At 37.9% G+C, this 21,422-nt stretch carries 19 protein-coding genes; 6 read left to right on the plus strand and 13 right to left on the minus strand.

Annotation, left to right across the window (positions count from 1 at the left end):
• Positions 1–4: 4 nt before the first annotated feature.
• Positions 5–2,788 (minus strand): DEAD/DEAH box helicase, encoded by a 2,784-nt coding sequence (locus AC6EI0_RS06025; RefSeq protein WP_498521739.1) that lies wholly within the window; start codon positions 2,786–2,788, stop codon positions 5–7.
• A 126-nt stretch (positions 2,789–2,914) separates the two neighbouring features.
• On the opposite strand from AC6EI0_RS06025, the gene AC6EI0_RS06030 reads away from it, so the two are divergent.
• From AC6EI0_RS06030 to bioA, 5 genes are all read left to right on the plus strand, one after another.
• Entirely contained in the window at positions 2,915–4,057 is a 1,143-nt protein-coding gene (locus AC6EI0_RS06030) for an aminotransferase class I/II-fold pyridoxal phosphate-dependent enzyme (RefSeq protein ID WP_498521740.1), read from the plus strand.
• Positions 4,054–4,782, plus strand: a complete 729-nt coding sequence (locus tag AC6EI0_RS06035) for an alpha/beta hydrolase (RefSeq protein WP_498521741.1) — start codon at positions 4,054–4,056, stop codon at positions 4,780–4,782. The genes AC6EI0_RS06030 and AC6EI0_RS06035 overlap by 4 nt, the downstream gene beginning before the upstream one ends.
• Positions 4,763–5,518 (plus strand): methyltransferase domain-containing protein, encoded by a 756-nt coding sequence (locus AC6EI0_RS06040; protein ID WP_498521742.1) that lies wholly within the window; start codon positions 4,763–4,765, stop codon positions 5,516–5,518. Before AC6EI0_RS06035 ends, AC6EI0_RS06040 begins: the two co-directional genes overlap by 20 nt.
• On the plus strand, positions 5,515–6,165 hold the full coding sequence (bioD, locus tag AC6EI0_RS06045) for a dethiobiotin synthase (protein ID WP_498519848.1): 651 nt from the start codon (positions 5,515–5,517) through the stop codon (positions 6,163–6,165). The genes AC6EI0_RS06040 and bioD overlap by 4 nt, the downstream gene beginning before the upstream one ends.
• Before the next feature lie 77 nt (positions 6,166–6,242).
• Positions 6,243–7,541, plus strand: coding sequence for an adenosylmethionine--8-amino-7-oxononanoate transaminase (gene bioA, locus AC6EI0_RS06050; protein WP_498521743.1), 1,299 nt, complete (start codon positions 6,243–6,245; stop codon positions 7,539–7,541).
• Positions 7,542–7,599: 58 nt separating this feature from the next.
• Here bioA and AC6EI0_RS06055 read toward each other — a convergent pair whose 3' ends face one another.
• Positions 7,600–8,040 carry a J domain-containing protein gene (locus tag AC6EI0_RS06055; RefSeq protein ID WP_498519850.1) on the minus strand — a complete coding sequence of 147 codons (441 nt, stop codon included), beginning with the start codon at positions 8,038–8,040 and terminating at the stop codon, positions 7,600–7,602.
• A 78-nt stretch (positions 8,041–8,118) separates the two neighbouring features.
• On the opposite strand from AC6EI0_RS06055, the gene rsmG reads away from it, so the two are divergent.
• Entirely contained in the window at positions 8,119–8,865 is a 747-nt protein-coding gene (gene rsmG / locus AC6EI0_RS06060; protein WP_498521744.1) for a 16S rRNA (guanine(527)-N(7))-methyltransferase RsmG, read from the plus strand.
• Here the strand turns inward: rsmG and AC6EI0_RS06065 are convergent.
• The 11 genes from AC6EI0_RS06065 to AC6EI0_RS06115 form a co-directional block, all read right to left on the minus strand.
• The gene (locus AC6EI0_RS06065) at positions 8,862–10,019 is read right to left on the minus strand and encodes an aldo/keto reductase (RefSeq protein WP_498523508.1); all 1,158 of its coding nucleotides are present in this window, start codon (positions 10,017–10,019) and stop codon (positions 8,862–8,864) included. The genes rsmG and AC6EI0_RS06065 overlap by 4 nt on opposite strands.
• Positions 10,020–10,103: 84 nt before the next feature.
• Entirely contained in the window at positions 10,104–10,523 is a 420-nt protein-coding gene (locus AC6EI0_RS06070) for a ferredoxin (protein WP_498521745.1), read from the minus strand.
• A 15-nt stretch (positions 10,524–10,538) separates the two neighbouring features.
• Entirely contained in the window at positions 10,539–10,931 is a 393-nt protein-coding gene (locus tag AC6EI0_RS06075; RefSeq protein ID WP_498519854.1) for a DUF1257 domain-containing protein, read from the minus strand.
• A complete protein-coding gene (locus tag AC6EI0_RS06080; protein ID WP_498519855.1) occupies positions 10,931–11,134 on the minus strand; it encodes a DUF2997 domain-containing protein in 204 nt (67 codons plus the stop codon). Before AC6EI0_RS06080 ends, AC6EI0_RS06075 begins: the two co-directional genes overlap by 1 nt.
• 90 nt (positions 11,135–11,224) lie before the next feature.
• Positions 11,225–12,034 (minus strand): HEAT repeat domain-containing protein, encoded by an 810-nt coding sequence (locus tag AC6EI0_RS06085; RefSeq protein ID WP_498521746.1) that lies wholly within the window; start codon positions 12,032–12,034, stop codon positions 11,225–11,227.
• Between the two features lie 24 nt (positions 12,035–12,058).
• Positions 12,059–12,184: a DUF8624 family small hydrophobic protein gene (locus AC6EI0_RS06090; protein WP_498519857.1), complete on the minus strand. Its 126-nt coding sequence runs from the start codon at positions 12,182–12,184 to the stop codon at positions 12,059–12,061.
• A 65-nt stretch (positions 12,185–12,249) separates the two neighbouring features.
• Complete coding sequence (locus tag AC6EI0_RS06095; RefSeq protein ID WP_498521747.1) at positions 12,250–14,001, minus strand: sodium:solute symporter family protein; 1,752 nt, start codon at positions 13,999–14,001, stop codon at positions 12,250–12,252.
• Between the two features lie 23 nt (positions 14,002–14,024).
• A complete protein-coding gene (gene rlmN / locus AC6EI0_RS06100; protein ID WP_498521748.1) occupies positions 14,025–15,116 on the minus strand; it encodes a dual-specificity RNA methyltransferase RlmN in 1,092 nt (363 codons plus the stop codon).
• Positions 15,113–15,265 (minus strand): CAB/ELIP/HLIP family chlorophyll-binding protein, encoded by a 153-nt coding sequence (locus tag AC6EI0_RS06105; protein WP_498461486.1) that lies wholly within the window; start codon positions 15,263–15,265, stop codon positions 15,113–15,115. Before AC6EI0_RS06105 ends, rlmN begins: the two co-directional genes overlap by 4 nt.
• A 66-nt stretch (positions 15,266–15,331) precedes the next feature.
• On the minus strand, positions 15,332–19,441 hold the full coding sequence (locus AC6EI0_RS06110) for a DNA-directed RNA polymerase subunit beta' (protein WP_498521749.1): 4,110 nt from the start codon (positions 19,439–19,441) through the stop codon (positions 15,332–15,334).
• A gap of 39 nt (positions 19,442–19,480) precedes the next feature.
• Entirely contained in the window at positions 19,481–21,388 is a 1,908-nt protein-coding gene (locus AC6EI0_RS06115) for a DNA-directed RNA polymerase subunit gamma (protein ID WP_498521750.1), read from the minus strand.
• Between the last annotated feature and the right edge of the window lie 34 nt (positions 21,389–21,422).

The raw sequence follows: 21,422 nt of genomic DNA on the forward strand, positions 1-21,422 counted from the left end.
ATTTCTAATCTAAATTTTTTCTTTCAGTTGCCGGATTAATGACCTCATGATTTTTTTCTTTTGATTGATTAATATCATCAGCTTCACAAACTGGAAATCTATCCATTAGTTTTATAGCTGATCTAGCATTATTCCTAAGTTGCCTACTCACAGCATCGCAATAGGGAATCTGTGAAAGCAAATCATTTGTTCTTCTTAGAATTCTTACAACATCTCCCTCATCTAAAGAAGTATTTGAAATTAAATCCGTCCAGGTACTTCCTCTTGCCCAGGCTTCTACTAAACCCATTAATTCTGAACTCCATAGAATTGGAACTTCAATACCAAAACGTTCTTGTACTCTAAATAATTCTCTTCGTATATTTGATAAATCATTAAAAGCTTCGTCTGCAACTGCACTTGGAATAAATCCAGTCCATAAATCAGGACGACTAACTTCTGTCACAATTGACTGAATCACTCCGGCTAATTCAATCGGAGTCAATTCGTCAAGATGTCCACTCATCAAGACCAAACCTAACCACAATTCATTTTCACCTCTTAAGGATCCAATGCCTCTACCTATTTCAGTGGGACTTAAATCATCCAAGCATCCGAAGTGTTTTAATACTTTAATCAGTGATAAAAAAGTTTCCCAGTGACGATTCGACCTGTCATAAAGTATCTGCTCACGTTCATGAATTTCAATCTCTAATTCATTCATTTTACGCCTATGCTTCTTTAATTTTTTCTTATCTCCCCATCGATGGGCTGGCTGAATCAACAATTCATCTTCTAGAGAGCTAACTAATTGAGCTTGAGACAAAACTTCACTAGCAAGATCATATTGTGCAGTTCTCATATTATTTTTCTTAGACAAATTTGATATCATTAGTGCTATTTCGTTACTTGTCTTATCACCATGAAGTATTTCACCCAATCTGCTAATTTTAGGAGTTATAATATCTGATACGTCTAAGCATGCAAGATCAGCATGAAGACTAACGACGTCCTTACAAGAGATTAGTATCCAAATATTCTCATCTGTTAAGCAGAGTAATTGAGATGGTCTATCTCCTTTTTGTAACTTTCCAATAATCACAGCAGGTACAACTTTACCTTTTAGCTGCGGGGTTTTTAGACTTATCAAAGTCCCATTATTTGCAAATTCTAATGCTAAGATTAATTCATTAGATAAAGTCTCGGCAGATTGTTTTTGAAGAATTTTTAATAGTCTTCTTTCTTCCTTCAAATGACTTTTTATTTTTTCATATCTTTCAAAATCTGACCATGGTATATCTTCTGAAAAGGTTTTATATTCTTTTAGGTCCTCTTTTAATCTAGAAAGTTCTTCTTCCTCTTCAGCTAAATCTAAGCTAGCCAAGTATCTACTAAAGCTTCTTTCTATCAATTCTTTTGATTTATCTAAGTCATAACGCTGTAATAAATTCAGAACCATGCCATAGCTGGGAGTGAATTGACTAATCAGGGGGTCCGCTGGACTGGTTGCCAATTGCCCAGCTTCTCTTACACCTTCAAATCGAGTTTGTACAGTAACGACATAGCCTCTAGAATCAAGACCTCTTCTTCCTGCTCGACCAGCCATTTGCAAAAACTCACTCCCCATCAATTGACGATGTCCATTATCTGATCTCTTCGATAGAGTAGATATAATTGTAGTTCTTGCAGGCATATTGATTCCTGCAGCCAATGTTTCAGTTGCAAAAACAACCTTAATCAATCCTTCTTGAAATAATTCCTCAATCAATTCCTTCCATGCAGGAAGAACTCCCGCATGATGAGAGGCGATCCCATTAAATAAAGCTCTGATATGTAGATCATCTCTGAGCCCTTCTGAATTTAAAATTAAATATTTTTCAAATCGATCTTGAATTGAATTCCTTTCTTCTTGATTAACTAGACAGGTGCTGGCAATTGTTTTCACAGCTTTATCACAACCACGACGGCTAAAAATGAAATAAATAGCGGGTAACATATTTCTCTCAGCCAACTTAGATATCACAAAGCCAAGTGAAGGAGATTCAGGCTGAATAGGCTTGGATAAGCGGCCTCTCTTCTTATGTGTTTTTGTTGGACGCCAAATCTTACAATTTGGATGTAATCCAGTTCCTTTATCGTTCAGTAATGGGTGAAGTCCTTTAGCGCTGCAAAAATTGAATTCCAGAGGAACTGGCCTTAAATCACTAGATATTAAATCTGTGGGTCCATGTACTTGCTCAATCCAATCGGTTAATTGGCCAGCATTTGCGACTGTTGCCGATAGACCAACAAATTGAACGGATTTAGGACAATGAATAATTGATTCCTCCCACACAGTCCCTCTATGAGCATCATTCATGTAATGACATTCATCAAGGACAACAGTTTCTATATCCATTAGAGGATCATCATTTCTGTCTGCTGCTGCGTAAAGCATATTTCTAAAAATTTCAGTAGTCATCACAAGGATGGAAGCCTCTCTATTCAGGCTTAAATCACCTGTTAAAAGACCCACATTGCTTGAACCAAATTGATTCCGAAAGTCTCTTAGTTTTTGGTTAGATAAAGCTTTTAAGGGAGTCGTGTAAAACACCTTATTCCCATGAGAAATAGCTCTATAAATTGCATACTCTCCTATTAATGTCTTTCCTGACCCTGTAGGTGCGCTGACAACTACTGAATGCCCTTGATTGAGTGAATCAATTGCTTTAAGTTGAAACTCATCCAACGCAAAAGGAAAGATTTCCTTTGGATTTAAATTGTTTTGGTGGATTTCGTTCTCAGACGTATCTCTTTCTGATGAAGTCATTATTAAATCCTAGAGGAATATTCTACGCCCACATGATTTTTGACGTGTATACATAATAAAATCAAGAAACCAAAGAAATAATCTTAAGCAAGTTCCCAAATCTTTAACCACTGAAAACAGAAAAATATGCCTGAAATCTCTAACTCTAGAATTCGTAAACTGAGGACTTGGATCCCAGGGGAAAGATCATCAGAGTTGATTGGTGTAGATGAAAATAAAAATCAAATCACCTTAATTGACCTAGCAAGTAATGATTATCTAGATCTTTCAAGACACCCATTTTTAATTGAGGCCGCTAGACAAACCTTACAAACTGATGGAGTCGGCTCAGGGGGATCAAGATTTATTACTGGTAGTAGAAATGTTCATCAAAAACTTGAAATAAAGCTAGCCGAATGGCTTGATCGTGAGATTGTCCTGCTTTACCCGAGTGGTTTCCAAGCAAATCTAGCTGCGGTCTTAGCACTTGCTGATCGTCACACTCCTGTGATTTGCGATCGTCTGATACATCATTCCCTGCTCGTTGGAGTCAAAGCGAGTGGAGCAAAGCTCATTAGATTCAAGCACAATAATTTATCTGAACTAGAAAGACTTTTAAAAAAATCTAGACAAAGAAATCCTCAAAAAAAACCTTTAGTAATTACAGAAAGCCTTTTTAGTATGGAGGGTACAACAGCCCCCATAAAAGAAATTTCAAAGCTATGCATTAAGTATGATTCAAAGTTACTTATAGACGAAGCTCATGCATTTGGGATTATGGGCCCCGAAGGGAAAGGAGAATCTTTTGGACTCAAAGAATCAATATCAATTATAAGTGGGACCTTCGGTAAAGCTTTTGGAAGTGGAGGCGCATTTTTAGCAACAGACAAGATAACAGGAGAAAATTTAATACAAAACTGTGGGGCATTTCGCTATACAACCGCTTTGGCTCCTCCACTTTGTGGAAGTGCTTTAGCCGCATTAAAATTAATTGAAAGTAATCCTAGCTGGGGTAGCAAGCTGAGAAAAAAATCAATAGCTTTACGGGACAGATTATCTCAAATTGGGTGGCAACGGCCTGCTGGGGAAGGTCCAATAATATCTATAATTCTTGGTTCAGACGAATTAGCAATGGATTATCAGAAGAGACTTGAGGCAAATGGCCTTCTAACTGTTGCGATCCGTCCACCAACTGTCCCAGAAGGGAAATCCAGACTCAGATTAGTTATTAGGCGAAATACTCCCGTTCAGGCCTTCGAAAGACTGGTCGAAGTTCTTAAAAACAAATGAAAGAAATAATTGCTATGCATGGCTGGGCTGGTGATAGTCATCAATGGTCAAATTGGGAAAAGATATTTAAAAGTTGTGATTGGGAATGGCAAACCTCTGAACGCGGATATAAAGATATAAGTCCTCATACATCAAAATGGAATCACACCTCTAATCATGTCGAACTTAAAAGAGTTGCTATATGTCACTCTCTTGGTTCACATTTGATAGATAAAGACGTTTTACACTCGGCTACTCATGTTGTATTAATCAATAGTTTTAGTCGTTTTATTCCAAGTAGCAAAGAGAATCGCCCTATAAAACTGGCCCTCAATAGGATGATGAATGCAATTGATTCCCCTAATGAAGCAGCTATGTTAAGAAAATTTCAGATAAAAGCTTATAAACCTAATTACATTGATCTTGAATCATCCGAATCAAATCTCCTTCACATATCCCATTCTGGAAGGTTGAGACTAAAAAATGATTTAAAGCTTCTTATGAATTCTGATTCTCTACCAAATGGCTTAAATAATTCTTCCAAAGTACTTATTATTAACAGTGAGCAAGACTATATTTTGACTAATCAAACGAAAGAAAAGCTAGCTGAAGATTTAAAAAGCCACTTGGAGGATGAACCCAAAACAATCAACCTTAAAGACGAGGGGCATTCCATAACAAAAATAAAAAATATCAAAAAAGTCAAACAGTGGTTAGAATTTGATCATGCAAAAAACATGGTTTAGCCAAGTTAATAAAAACTTTAACGAAGCTGCATTAAGTTATAACGAATCAGCCTCAATTCAAAAAAGTACTGCTCTAAAACTTGCAAAAATATGTTCTAATTATTCAATTAAACATGGTCTATGGGTTGACCTTGGCTCTGGCACTGGACTACTCGCTAAGTCATTAGAAGATCTACATCCAAACCAATATGTAGTGAGATTGGATAATTCTAAAAAGATGATTGACCAACATTCAGAAAAGAGTGTTAAACAACTTTGGGATTTAAATAATGGGTTACCTAAGTGGACCAACAAACCAAATTTATTAGCTTCAAGTTTTGTTTTACATTGGCTTGAGAATCCACAAAAGAAACTGAAGGAATGGTTGAATGCTCTAAGCCAGGATGGATGGATTGCCCTAGCAATTCCAATCAAGGGAAGTTTTCCAGAATGGTATGAAGCTGCAGAAAAGGCAAATTTAACATGCACGGCTCTTGATTTACCATCATACGACTCACTAATCAGAGTCGTTCCGAAAAAAAGTATTTTATACAATAAAATTGAAGTTATTAAGCAAACAGCAAATACCGCGACTTCTTTATTAAAACCGATGATCAAGGTCGGAGCACAAAGTAGTCAAAAGGAACAATTAAGTGTTTCAGATTGGCGACATCTGTTGTCTTTTTGGCCAATTGCCAACGAGGATAGACAACTAAGCCTTAGTTGGTCAATTCAGTTTTTATTAATAAAGCGATGAGTACTTTCTCAAAAAGAATTATTATTTGTGGTACGGATACAGATGTAGGTAAAACGATCGTTAGTAGTTTTTTCGTCCAAGGTCTTAAAGGTATTTACTGGAAACCCATTCAAAGTGGAACAGAAGAAGGTACAGATACCATAACAGTTCGCAATCTTTTAAACCTTGAACCTAACCGCTATCTTTCTGAAAGATATAAATTCAAGGCTCCTGTCTCTCCTCATTGGGCTGCCGAGCAAGAGTCTAGTTTTATTGAACCAAGTAATTTAAAATTGCCAGACTTAGATGAATTAATAATCATCGAAACCGCAGGTGGTTTAATGGTTCCCTTAAATCGAGATTGGCTACAAATAGATCAATTAAAGGTTTGGGGAGCTCCAATAATTCTTGTGGCCAGGACCGGTCTTGGCACTCTCAATCACACCTTATTAAGTCTAGAAGCCTTGAAACATAGAAATGTAGATATATTAGGAATAGTCTTAAACGGCCCTCCACACAAAGACAATCCTAAGACTCTTGAGCAATTTGGAGATACACAAATTCTTGCAAGTCTTCCTGTTTTTGACGAAGTCAACGCAAAAGTACTTTCACAAGAATGGAATAACCAGAAATTAGATCAAAAGCTTAACAAATACATTCGAAATTAAATTTTTATTTTTCTTTAATCAAGAGATTATTTTGACTTCAATCAAGTTAAATGAAACAAGAGGGCAAACTAAATTTGATGAATGAGAAAGAAAATTCAAATCAAACTATTCAGAATCCTCATATATGGCCGCCATTCACACAACTGACATCCTCTAAGCCTCAGTTATTAGTTGAGGAAGCTAAAGGTGCCCTTTTACTTCCTAAAGACAAAGCTCCAATAATCGATGCCATAAGTAGCTGGTGGGTAACTCTGCATGGTCATGCGAATGACTATATTGCTAAAGCCATCGCAACTCAAGCACAGCAATTAGAACAAATTATCTTTGCAGATTTTACTCATCCTCAAGCTGAGCTATTAGCTAATCGACTAAGTAAATTAACAGGTCTAGAAAAGTTATTTTTTTCAGATAATGGATCTACAGCAGTAGAAGTAGCTTTAAAAATGGCTCGACAATGGTGGAAAAACAAAGGTGATAATAGATCGCAAATTATTGCATTCGAAGGTGCCTACCATGGAGATACATTTGGAGCAATGGCAGTAGGCGAAAGAAATATATTTAGCGAGCCTTTTGATCAAATGCTATTTCCCGTGAGCAGAGTCCCTTGGCCTGAGACATGGTGGGGCGATGCAGATTTTGAAAGAAGAGAAAAGGAAGCTTTAGCAACTCTTGATCATCTCTTGAAGACACCAACTATCGCGGTAATTCTTGAGCCATTAGTCCAAGGTGCTGGAGGAATGCGAATGGTTCGTGCAGAATTTTTAGTAGAAGTTGAAAAAAAAATTCGCCAGGCTAATTCTTTACTTATTGCCGATGAGGTATTAACTGGCTTTGGAAGGTGTGGAGAACTATTTGCTTTTCAAAGAGCAGGATTAAAGCCAGACATTATATCGCTCTCAAAGGGATTAACCGGTGGATTCCTTCCAATGGGTGTAACAATGTCCAGTAAAAGGATTTCAGAAGGATTTCTTGGGGAAGATCCCAAGAAAACTTTCTGGCACGGTCATAGTTTCACAGCCAACCCATTAGGCTGCGCAGCGGCCAATGCCAGCTTAGATCTTTTAGAAAAATCCCCCAAAAAATATTTAGATTTTGAGTCACGTCACTTACCACATCTACAAAAACTAGTTAATGATCCTAGGGTTGAATGTCCAAGAATTACAGGGACCATTGCGGCTTTTAATATTAAAGTAAAAGGTAAAAAAGGGTATTTAAGTTCAGTTGGGAAAATCATCAAAGCAAGTGCATTTAAGGCTGGCGTGTTCATCAGGCCATTAGGAGATGTAGTTTATCTAATGCCACCACTATGTATTACAGATGAAGAGCTAGAGAAATGCTATTTTGGAATCCGAGAGGGCTTAAATTCTCTGCCCTAAGATTTTTCATAAGGATTCAAAGCACTTAGCTATAAAAATTATTACTAAAAATTTAATATCACATTAACCAACTTGGAATAAAATTCAAGTTTCCACCTTTTGAAAAAGCAATAAATACACCCAAAGCCAGGCTCACGAAAATTGATGTAATTAATAGAAGTAGTGAAAACAATTCACCACCTGATAACGGTCGCCTTACCCCTATCGATTTAGAAAATTGTACGGGTTGTGTATTTCTTAAATAAGATTCTTTTTTCTGACTTATAAGATTATTCTCTTGCTCTATAAATAAATCATAATTTGCCCTTAGGACAGGGTCACTTAATAAATCATAAGCCTCGCAAACATTTTGAAATTGCCGCGTCGCTTCATCTCTTGGCAAAGATGTCGTATCCGGGTGAAGACGCTTACTTAATTGACGGAAAGCTTTTCTGAGCTCTGCGTTATTAGCAGAGGAAGAGACACCAAGCAGTTCGTAACAATTAGGAGAAGGAGTCAACTAAAGAAAATATGATCTAATAATGTATAGATTTTATCTAAATATCCCAAGACTGACTATTTCAAAAAACGATTCAAAATGTCGATTGATAAAAACAACAAAAAAGCAAATCATCTTGTGATATGGAATAAGCTTAAATGGGTTCCAAGTGAAAAACAATTATCTCAATTTATCCATTTGCAGGAGTTACTTAAAGAATGGAATAAGAAGAGCAATCTTACTCGTTTAGTCGATGGAGATGATTTCTGGACTGCACAAGTATGTGATAGCTTGTTACCACTTCATGAAGAGCTGCAATACCCAGAGCTCTCTCATAAATATGTTGATATTGGTTCAGGTTGTGGATTTCCTGGATTAGCTATATCTATAGCAATGCCAAATTCAAATATTACTCTTTTAGATTCTTCAAGTAAAAAAACGACTTTTTTAAAAGAAGTATCTAAAGAAATTGGATTGAATTCTCGGATCACAGTTGTAACTGAGCGGGCTGAGGTAGCAGGTAGAGATCCATTCCTTCGAAGTAATTTTGACTATGCAATTGCTAGAGCAGTTGCTTCTGCAAATGTAGTAGCAGAATATCTCGTGCCTTTTTTAAATTCAACAGGGCAGGCGCTCATATTCAGAGGAGGTTGGAGTGCAACAGAGGAACTAATGCTAAAAAAAGCCCTAACTGAACTACATGCAGAGATTCAACAAACAGATAAATTCGTTCTCCCTAACAATCGCGGTATTAGGAATATTATTAGAGTTAGTTCTATTAATAAATGTCCCAATCAATATCCGAGATCAATTGGAAAACCAACAAAACAGCCTCTAGGTTACTAAATTCCCCATAATCTATCTCTTCTTTCTCCCCCCAATCTATCTCTCAATTTTCTAAGTACAAAAGGTATTTCAGAGCTCCATGGACTATTAATCAAAACTTTTCGTAAGTCATCCTCGCTCACTTCACAATCCAAGCAATCTGCATTTGAGCCTGGGAACCAATGTCCTCCTCTGCCTAGAAGACCATAACGATCTTTAGCAAAGCTTTCCATATCCCAAGCCTCTAATAGATTATTTAACCATAATAAAATCGGTATATTAATCTCTCCCGGAGTTCGATCCCAACTAGGTAAACCTATATGCCAAGTAGTCAACCATGACTCTCCAAGCGAATCACATGAGGCATCTTTTAGACGCTTTTGTATGTTATTAATTACTGCATGCATGGTATCCATTTTAGAAATTGCACTTAAATGAATATCAAGATCTTCAGGCTTTGACGCTCCGACACTTAATGTATGAACTCTTTTATCACTCAAGCAAAACAGATCATTAAATTCTATTGGATGTAAAGGACTACATAAATTTAAAAGTTTCAATGACGGTGTATGTAAATGGCCTCCCTTGTCAGTAGGGCTGATAATAAAAACTCCCATATCATTAGCATTCGCCACTTGTAATGCTCTTTCGTTTTCCTGGCGAATAAAATACCAATGCAAGTTAACGTAATCAAAAAGCCCTGTTTCAATTGTTTTAATTATCAGGTCAACATTTGCATGCGTTGAAAAGCCAACATGATCAACAAGACCATCTTTTTGCCAACGACGAACAATCTCTAGGCATCCATTTGGACGAATAGTCATGTCTAAGTGCTCAGGAAGATTGATACCATGAATAGCTAATAAATCAATTTTCTTAGAACCTAATCTACTCATACTTAACTCAAGTTCTTTCTCAAATATTGAAGGATTATTATTTGGTGGTATTTTTGTCTGCACAATTCTTTTTGGGTCATCAATTTGACCGAAAGCCCAACCTATCTGGCGTTCTGATGTTCCATAATGACGAGCAGTTTCTATGTGGTGCATACCTTTTTGAGATGCATGCTTAATAGTTTTTTGCAAGATGTCTTGTTGTTGATTATTAATCTCGTTGGGATCTAAATCCTTCCAGCTTTGTTGAAAACGCATGCCTCCAAGAGATAAGACTGGCATTTGAAGCTCTGTTCGCCCAAATCTTCTACTGGGTATTGAATTGTTTTTAATATCTTTAATTCGTTCCACTTCTAAACTTAAAAATCAAGTAACAGGTGGTAAACCTAAATTCCTAAAACGATGATTTTTTATCACTTCTTCCAATTTAACTAAGTCCTCAAAAGAAACCCAATCTATGCAATCAACAGGGCAGGTATCTATTGCTTCTTGAATTAATTCCTCACTATCTCCATCTTGCCTAAACGCCCGAGCTCTGCCCTGTTCGGGCTCCATTGCAAAAGTATTCGTAGCCACTGAGCTGCAATATGTACAACCAATACATTTTCTCTCATCGACCCATACAGCTTTTTCTTTTAATTTGCCACCTAATACCGGATCCCTACCGTTTAGTTTGAAATCTTCGTTACTAGCAGCTTCGAAAGCAGCGTTAGGGTTATGAATAGCAGAAGATTGCTGGTATTCATGTGACCTAGTTTCAAAAGCTGCGCTAGGGTCAAAAGTCAATTTTAATTAGTGAAATCAAGAATCCCAACGAGTCACTACCAATTCTATTGAACCATCAAGATTTTCCTTTTGCTCAGAAATTTGAAACCCTTCTTGTGCGGTTGAATCAAGAACAGTATTTAATGCATAACGTTGGGTGACCTGAGCTAAAAATCGTTCAATAGGTATGGACTGTTTCCAGAGATCTAGATCAGTTACTAGTTCGTATGATTTTGAACTTTCATTCCATCTAAATCCAACGTCTGCTCCCTTACTCATCTCCACAATCATTTGAGCTTTTACTGTTTGACCTCTATAGCCTCTGACTAAATTTTCACCCTCATTAGGTACATACCCTAAATCTATTAGAGCCTGTTTTAAAAACTCTTTTTTACGAAGTTGAGTTTTTACTGTGCTGAAATGTGACATCAGTGAATTTCTGCTGGAATAGTCTGTTTTTGGACCTTTTCACGAAGAAAAGTGTCAGAGGTGGGCTCTCTCCTCTCAACGGTGCCTAAGGCATCCTCAAGCTTCTCAGTCAAATCAATACATGCTTCACCAACAAGACCTTCAACGGTTTCTTCAACCCGTCCATCCTGTCGGATTCTAAATCGCAATGTGCGTTGTGGCATGAAAGTTAAGCCCCTAAGTGAAGCATGATATAGAAAAAAACTATAGAAACGCGAATTATTAATTTCAACGAAGTGTTTTTGTACCAAAAATTAAACCAATTGACCGTCATCATTTAATGATTTTAGTTTTCTTTGTACCTCTGGATTATCCAATTGTTCCAAAGCTATCCTTGCTTCATACCTAACAGAGGGCTCACGATCATTCAATAAAACAGAAATGAAAGCCTCTTCTACGTGGATTTTGATTTCCTCACTCAAAAGGCTATAAAGACGACCAAGAGACCAAATACAGTTGCTTCTAACGATGGGTTCACCATCAATTTGCAAACTTTCAAGTAATTGATTAGCCGCTGGTAAAGAGCTTTCTACTGAGTTGAGTCCAACCTCCGCTAGAGAACTTGATGCCCACAATCGAACGGCAGCGACATCTTGTTTTAATGCATTAACCAAAGGTTCTAGAACAGGGGCATCTGAGTAATTTCCAAGACTCCAAGCAGTAGCTTTTCGCACATAAGCATTACTATCAAAGCGCAATAAATGCAAAAGTAGGTTGATAGCCTGTGGACAAGGATTTCTGCCTAAAGCATAAACAGCGCTCATCCTCACGACAGGAGATGGTTCGTCCAGTAAAGGTACCAAAAGTGGGAGAGCTCTGGAATCCCTATGTTCACAAAAGACTCTTAGACCTTGAAGTCTTTCTTCATTTCCAGATTGAAGCCATTTCAACGCAAGATCACATTCTTTTGATGAATTAACTAGATCATCATCGGTTTTATCAAGTTCGATTTCATCTAATGGATCTCCCGCTATCTGAGCTGCTAATTCTCTAGCCAAGAGATCAGGGTCTATGGCTAAATTAGCCAACCCTTCATTACTTAATTTTTGATTTGCATCATTCATAGCTCTGACATAGGAAGAGCAAGTTTAATTAACTGGTGCTGGTGCAAGCATATCCCCAGGCAGCCATATCCGCGCACTGACTGCAAACAAAGCGACACCAAAAAGCGCAACAATCAAAATAGGGAAAAGAGTTGTGCGTAAAAAACCCAAAGTTGCAAATGAATTAGATATTCATTCTGCTCTAAATTTTGTCCATTTGGCTATGAAGGGTCAACTTATTGAGTTATTAGTCTTGTTTTCTTCATTAAAAATACACAACTAACTACAATCAGAAGCGCAATCCAACCATAGCTTTCTTGATGTAAAAGGAAAGACCCAATACATATCAAGCCACCATAGAGAATTCCTGAGCCTAGAATGAATCTCGAGCCAAGAATGAAAAAAGAGTCAACCGAATCAATATTCAATTTTTTTCTTATTTTTTTCCACCCAGGACCTGGTGGTTTCACCTGCTTCACAAACGCATCAAGTGTCTCCTCTGACTCTGGCTCAGTAAAAAATAAAGTAAGCAACCAAATTACAGCTGTGACTGCAGTATTAACCATAAGTCTTACCCCAAAGTCATCAATCATGAAATAAGGCGAAATAGAAGTAATTACACCTATAAAGAAACCACCAAGCATTGCCGAAAGTTCTGCTTGAGCATTAACTCGCCACCAAAACCATCTAAGGACAAGCACAGCACCTGGGCCTGTACCTATCGCAATCACAAGTCTAAACATTGAACCAATACTGTTACTGAATAAAGCGGTGGCGATTCCAACTAGAAGCAACAAAATACTTGCGAGTTGTCCCATGAGAATCATTTCTCTAGGACCAGCTGATGGCCTTAAAAATCTTTTATAAAGATCATGAGAAAGATAACTTGCCCCCCAATTAATTGAAGTGCTTACGGTACTCATAAATGCAGCAACCAATGAAACCACAACTAATCCAAGTCCAACAGGAGGCAAATATGTTATTGCGAGATTGGGATAAATTAATTCCCAGTCAGCTTGATAAGGCAAGAGGACCAAACCAGCCAATCCTACTAAGATCCAAAGCCAACTACGAATAAGATAATTAATAATTAAAAATACTACTCCAGCCATAGTTGCTTGCTTTTCATCTTTAGTAGCCAATAGACGTTGAATAAACTCGCCACCACCATCACTACGCCTAAAACTCCACCACTGCAAAGAAATAAAAGCGAAAAAAGTAGTGACACTTATCCCTGAACTATCTAGCCAATTGAAACCATCTTTATTAAATGTCCACGGGAATATAGAAAGCAGCTCAGGTCGATTTAATGCCTTTATCTTTATCAACAAATCCGTCATGCCACCTGAAGCATCAAGTGCTACATAGCAAACAGCAAAAGCGCCAAGAAGAGCTAATACAAGTTGTACAAAATCATTAACTACTACTGCCAAAAGTCCACCTAAAACAGTATAGACAAGTACAAACAAAGCAACACATATCATTAAAATCATCGTGTCAGTTAATCCCCCGAATAGAATATGTCCATCTACTACTCCTAATGCTTCAGCAACCTTGCGCATTGCCAAGAAAGCATAACCAATTCCAATACAATTGATTGGAACAGATAGTAAAAAAGCTTTTATCCCTCTTAAGCAAGCTGCTGCCTTCCCCCCATAACGTAGTTCAGTGAAGGCTGCATCAGTCAATACCCCGCTACGCCTCCAAAGAGGAGCGAATATCACTGTCATAGCAACATGTGCCAGTCCGAAACTCCACCATTCCCAATTTCCTGCCAAGCCTCTCGTCCCAATCAGTCCAGCAACATAGAGAGGTGTATCAATTGAGAATGTTGTAGCAGCCATAGACATACCTGCAAGTAAACCACTTAGACGACGACCAGCAACAAAGTAATCTGCTTCGTTACGATTTTTTAATGAGAAGTAAATTCCTAATATCAAGGAAAAAATTAAATATAAAAACAAAATAAACCAATCAATAAATGTCATAAGAACTGAGAACTAATCTATTTTTATTTACTTAATTGATTTTTATTTGATTGATTGATTGATTGCCGTCTTAATTGTCCACATGCCGCATCTTTATCCCTACCTCTACTTGCACGAACACTTACAGCAATTCCCTTATTTTCTAATAGTTCTCTAAACCTATTCACTCTGGCTTGACTTGGTCGTTTAAATTTCTCTTCAGCGATGGGATTATAAGCTATCAAATTAACATGGCTCTGAAAACCTCTCATCAAATCAGCTAACTGCTCTGCATGAATATCTTTGTCATTCAACCCCCCAAGAAGAATATACTCAAAACTTACCCGTCTTCCAGTAAGTTCTAAATATGTTTTACAGTCTTTGAGTAATGACTTGATTGGATAAGATTTCGCCGAAGGAATTATTAATTCACGCAACATCTGATTAGGCGCATGAAGGCTAACTGCGAGGGTAAATTTAACTCTTCCCAAGCGCTCTTGAGCTGTTTTTGCTAGATATGGGAGGGTGTCCGGTATACCAACAGTACTAACAGTTATTTTTCTTTGACCTATTCCAATATCATTAGTAAGACATTCAATAGAGTCTAAAACATTACGTATGTTAAGAAGTGGCTCGCCCATCCCCATAAAGACGACATGAGTGGGCCTCCTATTCATTTTTTCTCTAATACTAATTACCTGATCAACTATCTCATTTACATTAAGAGATCTATTAAGTCCCCCCTTCCCAGTCGCACAAAACTTACATCCCATAGGACAACCAATTTGACTTGAGACACAAACAGTAAGTCTTTTATCTGTTGGTATTCCTACGGTCTCTATAATCTCACCATCATAAGTCCCCATTAATAATTTCAACGTCTCATCTTCTGCTAAAACTCTGTCAATTTCGTCAAGTCTTCCAACCTTTATTCCTTTGTTTTTCAGTGAATCTCTCCATTTCTTTGGAAGAACAGTTATTGAATCTAGTTTTTTTGCTCCTCTTTGATAAATCCATTCATGAATTTGCCTCCCACGAAAAGATTTCTCACCTTCCTGACGCGCAAATTCTTCAAGATCTTCAGAACTTAAGCCAAGCAAGGATGAATTACTTGATAGTTGAAGAAATTTTGTCACCAATTCATTAGTCCATGTCCTAACTTAAATTCCAAAAGCACTAGAGCGATAAAACCAATCATCGCCCATCTACCATTAATACGTTCAGTATGTGTGTGAAAGCCATAGCGAGGCAATTTACGCTTTGGAACTACTGGAGGATCAATCATCGATAATCTTTATCAGTGGAAAACTAAATATTAGAAAATTTAAAAGAATTATGTAGAAAAATTGATTTATTCATCTGAGAGCAAGCCTTCTTCTTGCAAGCCCTCCAACGCAGCAGGATCTGGCATTTGGTCTTCAGGTAAGTCGTCGTCACCTGTTGGGCGTGCAAAAGCTGCAAAGTTACTAGTTGTTGGGTCAATTCCATGCCTACTTCTCGTTGCCTCTAAATCCTCATCACTAGGATCATCCAAAACAGAAGTATTCTTTGCTACTGGTGAAGAAGGCATATCAACAGTATAGTCAGGCCTAAGGTTTTGTATCCTTCGATAACCTGCAGGATCTTCTGCAAGAATATCTGGGTGAGGACCTGCTTCAGCATTTAACTCCTCAACAAAGCCACTAAAACCTGTACCTGCAGGTATCAGTCGGCCAATAATTACATTTTCTTTAAGTCCGCGAAGCCAGTCAGACTTACCTTCAATAGCCGCTTCGGTAAGGACTCTAGTTGTTTCTTGGAATGAAGCAGCTGAAATAAAGCTATCAGTATTTAAGGATGCCTTAGTAATTCCAAGTAAAACTGGAGTGAACTCCGAGGGAGCCCCTCCAGTAATAGAGATAGCCTGATTAGTATCTTCAACCTGCCTAAGTTCGATCAATTCTCCTGGTAAGAATGTTGTATCTCCTGCATCTTCTATTCTCACCTTACTAGTCATCTGACGAACTATTACCTCAATATGTTTATCGTCTATGGCTACGCCCTGTGACTTATAAACATTCTGTACTTCACTTACCATTCTGTGCTGAAGCTTAGCTATCGCTTCCTGAGCAGCATCCATTAAAGGCTTTTTGTCTCGTAAGTCTGTAAAGAAACATTCCAAAAGCTCATGAGGATTCACTGGACCATCAGTCAAGAATTCACCAGCGACAACTTGCTGACTATTCCTAACCATTACATTACGGCCTAAAAGAATCGGATATTCAGTAATCACATCATTGTCCTCAATAATAGAAACAACTATAGAATCATCATCATCTCCTTTCTTGATATCTACTGTTCCAGACTTTTTACACAAAATAGCTGAATCCCTAGGCCTACGAGCTTCAAGCAATTCTTCGATCCTTGGTAAACCTTGAACAATATCTCCTGTTTTTTGTCTTTCAAAAACCAATAAAGCCAAGCCATCGCCTCTTTGCACCAAATCTCCATCACGAACATGAAGGACTGAATCTGGTGAGACCATATAAGGTCTACCAAGACGCAATTTAACTTTTTTTCCATCAATCTCCTCTATTTCCCCACAAGCACCTATTGTTTGATCTTTTGAAACAAAGTCTCCATCTACAACTCTTTGTCCAACCTTCAACAGTGAAGTTCCTTTAGATTCAATTCTTATTGTATCTTCATCCCTTTCAACAATAAGTCGGCGAACCGGGTCACCGTCAATGGCATCAGGAAGTTGAACAATTCCTTCTTGCTTACATAAAATCTGGGTTGTCGCCACTACGTCTCCGGCTGAAACTATTTGAGCATTTTCTATTTGCAATTCAGTGTGTGTTGAACCATGACTAGAATCAGATGTAGTGTCTCTTCTAACTAAAATACTTTCAAGGATAACTAACTTCAATCTATCAATACTGCTTGAATTCAAGTCTTTTATGACTTCTACGTCTACTGTCATCTGTGGAGTCGTATCAAACGTCTCAAGCATTAATTGGGTTTTAAGCAACTCAATACCCTCTACAGATTTAATAAGCTCACCATCCTTAAAAGCAAGTCGCTGAGAGGCTTTTATTCCTAGTGATGGGCCCTTGGGTTGTTTAACATGCTCTAATTCAGGTAGCTGTGCTTGATCAGGAATAGTAAATTCCTCAACCGGTCTTAACAGAAGACCTTTACCTTCTGGGGTTTCGACTGATTGAACCATTACCATCGCATCCGTCTTAATACCTTTTGCAATCGTTTCTCCAGGATTAACTATTTGCCCATCACCTTCAAACCTATCAAGTACTTTACTTTCTTTACATAGTTTAAAAGTGCCACTCCTAACTATAATTTCACGAAGAATATCATTTTTCTGAGTAACAGTAACTATTCCAGCAGTTTGACTAAAAATATCTTTAACAACCTCTGTGCCTGCCTCTATCCATTGACGATCTTTAATCATCAACAATGAAATATCCTTATTAATTTCATGAGTTTCCTGAGGAATCCACAAAAGGGTGCCACCTTTACTAACTTCATAACCATTCTTTGCAGAGCGAGCTTTCTTAATTGTTAAACCAGGGGCATATTTAACAAGTCCACCTGTTTCAGTTTTAAACCTATCGTCTGCTAACTCAGCTATTACCTCATTATTTCCTATTTTACTTCCAGGAATTGTATTCAATCTATAACGAGTATCATCTTTTGCTTCAAGATGCCATATTTCCCCTGAATGAGTCGACTCTTCTAGTAATTTAAAATCTTTTAATGTCATCGACGTTGTTACTATTTGAACTTCTCTAGAATCACCAATAGAGTCTCTTAGTCTTACTTCACCTCCAAACTCACTAGCCTGGCTGGCTTCGGCTAAAACTTGCCCCTCATTTACTGAAACATTGCCAGAGACAACTGGCATTGCATTAGGGGGTAAGTTATATACGTCTCCTGCAAGTACCCAAAGCCGACCAAGTCGTTGTGCTTTAAGAGTAATATTACCTTGTCTATCTGTAACTTCTCTAGGTTGAATAATTGATTCATACCTAACTTGTCCCGCTAAATCACAAATAACATCTTTAGTAGCCTTTTCAACACTTTTTTGTACAGTTCCACTGGCAATCTGAGCAACAGTCACATCGACATCAATTTCTTGAGCATTGTCTACAAAAAGTAAAGAGCCTATGGGTATGTCAATTTTTTGAGGCTTACCACCACTAGACGGAATAATACTAAGGTTAAAATCAACCTCTGCTTGCTGAGCTTCAACACCATGTGGTGTTCTATAGCCTCTCACTCGCGCCTTTGAACCAAATTCAACTTTTCCTGAAATAGTTGAACGTACAACACCAGTTTCTGCAGTTGAGACCCCGCCAGTGTGAAAAGTTCTCATTGTCAACTGAGTGCCTGGCTCTCCAATAGATTGAGCAGCAACAATACCTACTGCTTCGCCTAAGTCAACTAATTGATTATGCGCTAGCGCCCAACCATAGCATTTACGACAAACTGATCTAGTCGCCTCACATGTAAGAGGAGACCGAACACTTACCTCTTGAATATGTGATTGTTCAAATTTCTTAGATAACTGAGGGTCAATAGGAGTATCTCTTTCAGCTAAAATCTCCTGGTTTGAGTTCACAACCTGTTCAGCTGTCAAGCGTCCAACAAGCCTATTGCCAAACTTTTCATCCTCTGTACTTATAGCAATAGACCTTGTCGTACCACAATCCTCTTCCCTAACAATTACATCTTGAGCGACATCAACCAGGCGTCTAGTTAGATATCCAGAATCAGCAGTTCTTAGGGCTGTATCAACAAGACCTTTACGAGCTCCATAAGAAGAGATGACATATTCAGTTACTGTTAGACCTTCTCTAAAATTAGTTCGGATTGGTAAGTCAATAATCTCACCTTGAGGATTAGCCATTAATCCTCTCATGCCAACAAGTTGACGAACCTGAGACATGTTTCCCCGTGCTCCAGAATTAGCCATCATCCAGACTGAATTCAGTGGATCGTTTTGATTGAAATTCTTTTTAACTGCATCCACTAATCTTTCATTAGTTTCAGTCCAAGTGTCGATAACTTTTGTGTGCCTCTCGACTTCAGTAATTTCCCCTAATCGATAACATTCCTCAGTAGCAGTTATTAGTTCTTCGGCCTGACCAAGCAGATCTTGTTTAGCCTCTGGGACCTTTAAATCGTCAACAGAAATTGATACTGCTGCCTGGGTTGCGTATCTAAAACCTAGATCTTTTAAGTTATCTGCCATGGCAGCAGTTGCAGCGGTTCCATGATGTTTAAATGCCCATGCAACTAAATTCTTCAAACCTTTTTTGTCAACTACTTTATTTCTAAAAGGTGGCGGAGTTTTAGAAAGTTTTGGTACAGCGTTCATCGCTGCTGCTTTTTTTGCTTTAGAACCTCTTTTTGCTTTTGATTTAGAAGAGGATTTACGAGTTTTAGGAGAAGAGGAAGTCATGAAAAAATTATTTTAAAAAGGAGGGATGTGTTCTAAGATTTATGAGGTGGCTGCAACAGCATCAATAATTGTATGATTCATGACTACTCGACCGACAGTAGTCAAAATGTAACGGCTAATTAAACTTCCATCTTCATCTAATCGGTCTCGTCGATATGTCCATTCTTCAATACGAGTACCATCTTTCAAAGTCTCGCAATTACGTGGTTTCTGAAGCTCATCATCATCCTCAATTTCACCAAAAAATCGTACCCAAACCCAATCATGTAAATCTATTCTTTTATCTTCAAGAGCTTGTAAAACATCTTCAAGTGATGCGTATGTATGTGCATGATCCCCGAATTTAGGCTGATTTGCGTCCGGCTGAATTGCTGTTAGGTAGTAGGACCCTAAAACCATATCTTGAGATGGAGTAACAATGGGATCCCCAGTTGCGGGGGAAAGGATGTTGTTACTTGCAAGCATTAGCATTCTTGCTTCCGTTTGCGCCTCAATAGCCAAGGGCACATGAACAGCCATTTGGTCTCCATCAAAGTCAGCGTTAAAAGCTGGGCATACCAATGGATGTAGCTGTATGGCTCGTCCAGCAACTAATTTAGGTTCAAAAGCTTGAATACCTAATCGGTGTAAAGTTGGCGCACGGTTGAGAAGTATAGGATGACCATCTATGACTTCTTGTAATACCTGCATTACTTCATCGTCGGCTTTCTGTATAAGTTTCTTTGCAGCTTTGATGTTATTTACAATATTCTGACGAATCAATCTATGAATTACAAAAGGTTGAAAGAGCTCTATTGCCATTTCCTTTGGCAGTCCACATTGATGCATTTTCAACTTAGGGCCAACTACTATTACTGAACGACCTGAATAATCAACTCTTTTACCAAGTAAATTCTGTCTAAATCGACCTTGCTTGCCCTCAATAATATCACTCAATGATTTCAGGGCTCGATTATTTGCACCAACAACAGTTCTTCCTCTTCTACCATTATCAATAAGTGCATCTACAGCCTCTTGTAACATCCTTTTTTCATTTCTAACTATTATCTCTGGGGCTAATATTTCCTGAAGACGAGCAAGTCGATTGTTCCTATTGATTACTCTTCTATATAAGTCATTTAAATCTGAAGTAGCGAATCTACCCCCATCCAATTGCACCATAGGTCTCAAATCAGGAGGTATAACAGGTATGGCATCTAAAACCATCCACTCTGGGCTTGCACTTGTAGCAATAAAATTATCTATAACTCTTAGTCTTTTTATCAGTTTAGCCCTTTTCTGACCTTTGCTTGTTGCAATTTCTTCTCTCAATTGCTCTGCAACTTCTTTAAGATTTAAATCTTCAAGCAATTGCTTTAAGGCCTCTGCACCTATCCCAACTATGGGTTCATTCTCAATAGTCGAATCCTCAGCATAAATTTCATCTTCGATCTCAAGCCATTCATCCTCTGTTAATAGCTGCTTATACTTAAGGTCCTTACTATCTCCAATATCTAAAACAACATAACAGTTAAAATAAACAATTTGCTCAACATCTCTAAGAGGCATGTCTAACAAAATAGCGACATAGCTAGGAATGCCTTTTAGATACCAAACGTGCGATACAGGAGCTGCCAATTTAATAAATCCCATTCTATGCCTTCTTACGCGACTTTCTGTTACTTCAACACCGCATCTTTCGCAAACAATTCCACGATGCCTAACTCTCTTATATTTCCCACAGTGACATTCCCAATCTTTAGATGGGCCAAATATCTTTTCGCAAAATAATCCATCCATCTCAGGCTTAAGTGTTCGATAATTTATTGTTTCAGGCTTAGTCACTTCACCAACAACCTGGCCATTGGGCAAAGTTCTTTGCCCCCATTCCATTACTCTTTCAGGAGAGGCTAATTTAATTTTGACGTAATCGAAATGGTTTTCAGTACGTAGATTGCTATTAGTCATGAGAATTCAGGGTGTTTAGATGATTTGTTTCTAT

The organism is Prochlorococcus sp. G5PB11, assembly GCF_059772425.1.

Bases quoted from the DNA above. Each gene is read 5' to 3' on its own strand.
- AC6EI0_RS06025 (WP_498521739.1), bottom strand. From the start codon at position 2,788: ATGACTTCATCAGAAAGAGATACGTCTGAGAACGAAATCCACCAAAAC.
- AC6EI0_RS06030 (WP_498521740.1), top strand. From the start codon at position 2,915: ATGCCTGAAATCTCTAACTCTAGAATTCGTAAACTGAGGACTTGGATC.
- AC6EI0_RS06035 (WP_498521741.1), top strand. From the start codon at position 4,054: ATGAAAGAAATAATTGCTATGCATGGCTGGGCTGGTGATAGTCATCAA.
- AC6EI0_RS06040 (WP_498521742.1), top strand. From the start codon at position 4,763: ATGCAAAAAACATGGTTTAGCCAAGTTAATAAAAACTTTAACGAAGCT.
- bioD (WP_498519848.1), top strand. From the start codon at position 5,515: ATGAGTACTTTCTCAAAAAGAATTATTATTTGTGGTACGGATACAGAT.
- bioA (WP_498521743.1), top strand. From the start codon at position 6,243: ATGAATGAGAAAGAAAATTCAAATCAAACTATTCAGAATCCTCATATA.
- rsmG (WP_498521744.1), top strand. From the start codon at position 8,119: ATGTCGATTGATAAAAACAACAAAAAAGCAAATCATCTTGTGATATGG.
- AC6EI0_RS06065 (WP_498523508.1), bottom strand. From the start codon at position 10,019: ATGCCAGTCTTATCTCTTGGAGGCATGCGTTTTCAACAAAGCTGGAAG.
- AC6EI0_RS06075 (WP_498519854.1), bottom strand. From the start codon at position 10,931: ATGTCACATTTCAGCACAGTAAAAACTCAACTTCGTAAAAAAGAGTTT.
- AC6EI0_RS06080 (WP_498519855.1), bottom strand. From the start codon at position 11,134: ATGCCACAACGCACATTGCGATTTAGAATCCGACAGGATGGACGGGTT.
- AC6EI0_RS06085 (WP_498521746.1), bottom strand. From the start codon at position 12,034: ATGAATGATGCAAATCAAAAATTAAGTAATGAAGGGTTGGCTAATTTA.
- AC6EI0_RS06095 (WP_498521747.1), bottom strand. From the start codon at position 14,001: ATGACATTTATTGATTGGTTTATTTTGTTTTTATATTTAATTTTTTCC.
- AC6EI0_RS06105 (WP_498461486.1), bottom strand. From the start codon at position 15,265: ATGATTGATCCTCCAGTAGTTCCAAAGCGTAAATTGCCTCGCTATGGC.
- AC6EI0_RS06110 (WP_498521749.1), bottom strand. From the start codon at position 19,441: ATGACTTCCTCTTCTCCTAAAACTCGTAAATCCTCTTCTAAATCAAAA.
- AC6EI0_RS06115 (WP_498521750.1), bottom strand. From the start codon at position 21,388: ATGACTAATAGCAATCTACGTACTGAAAACCATTTCGATTACGTCAAA.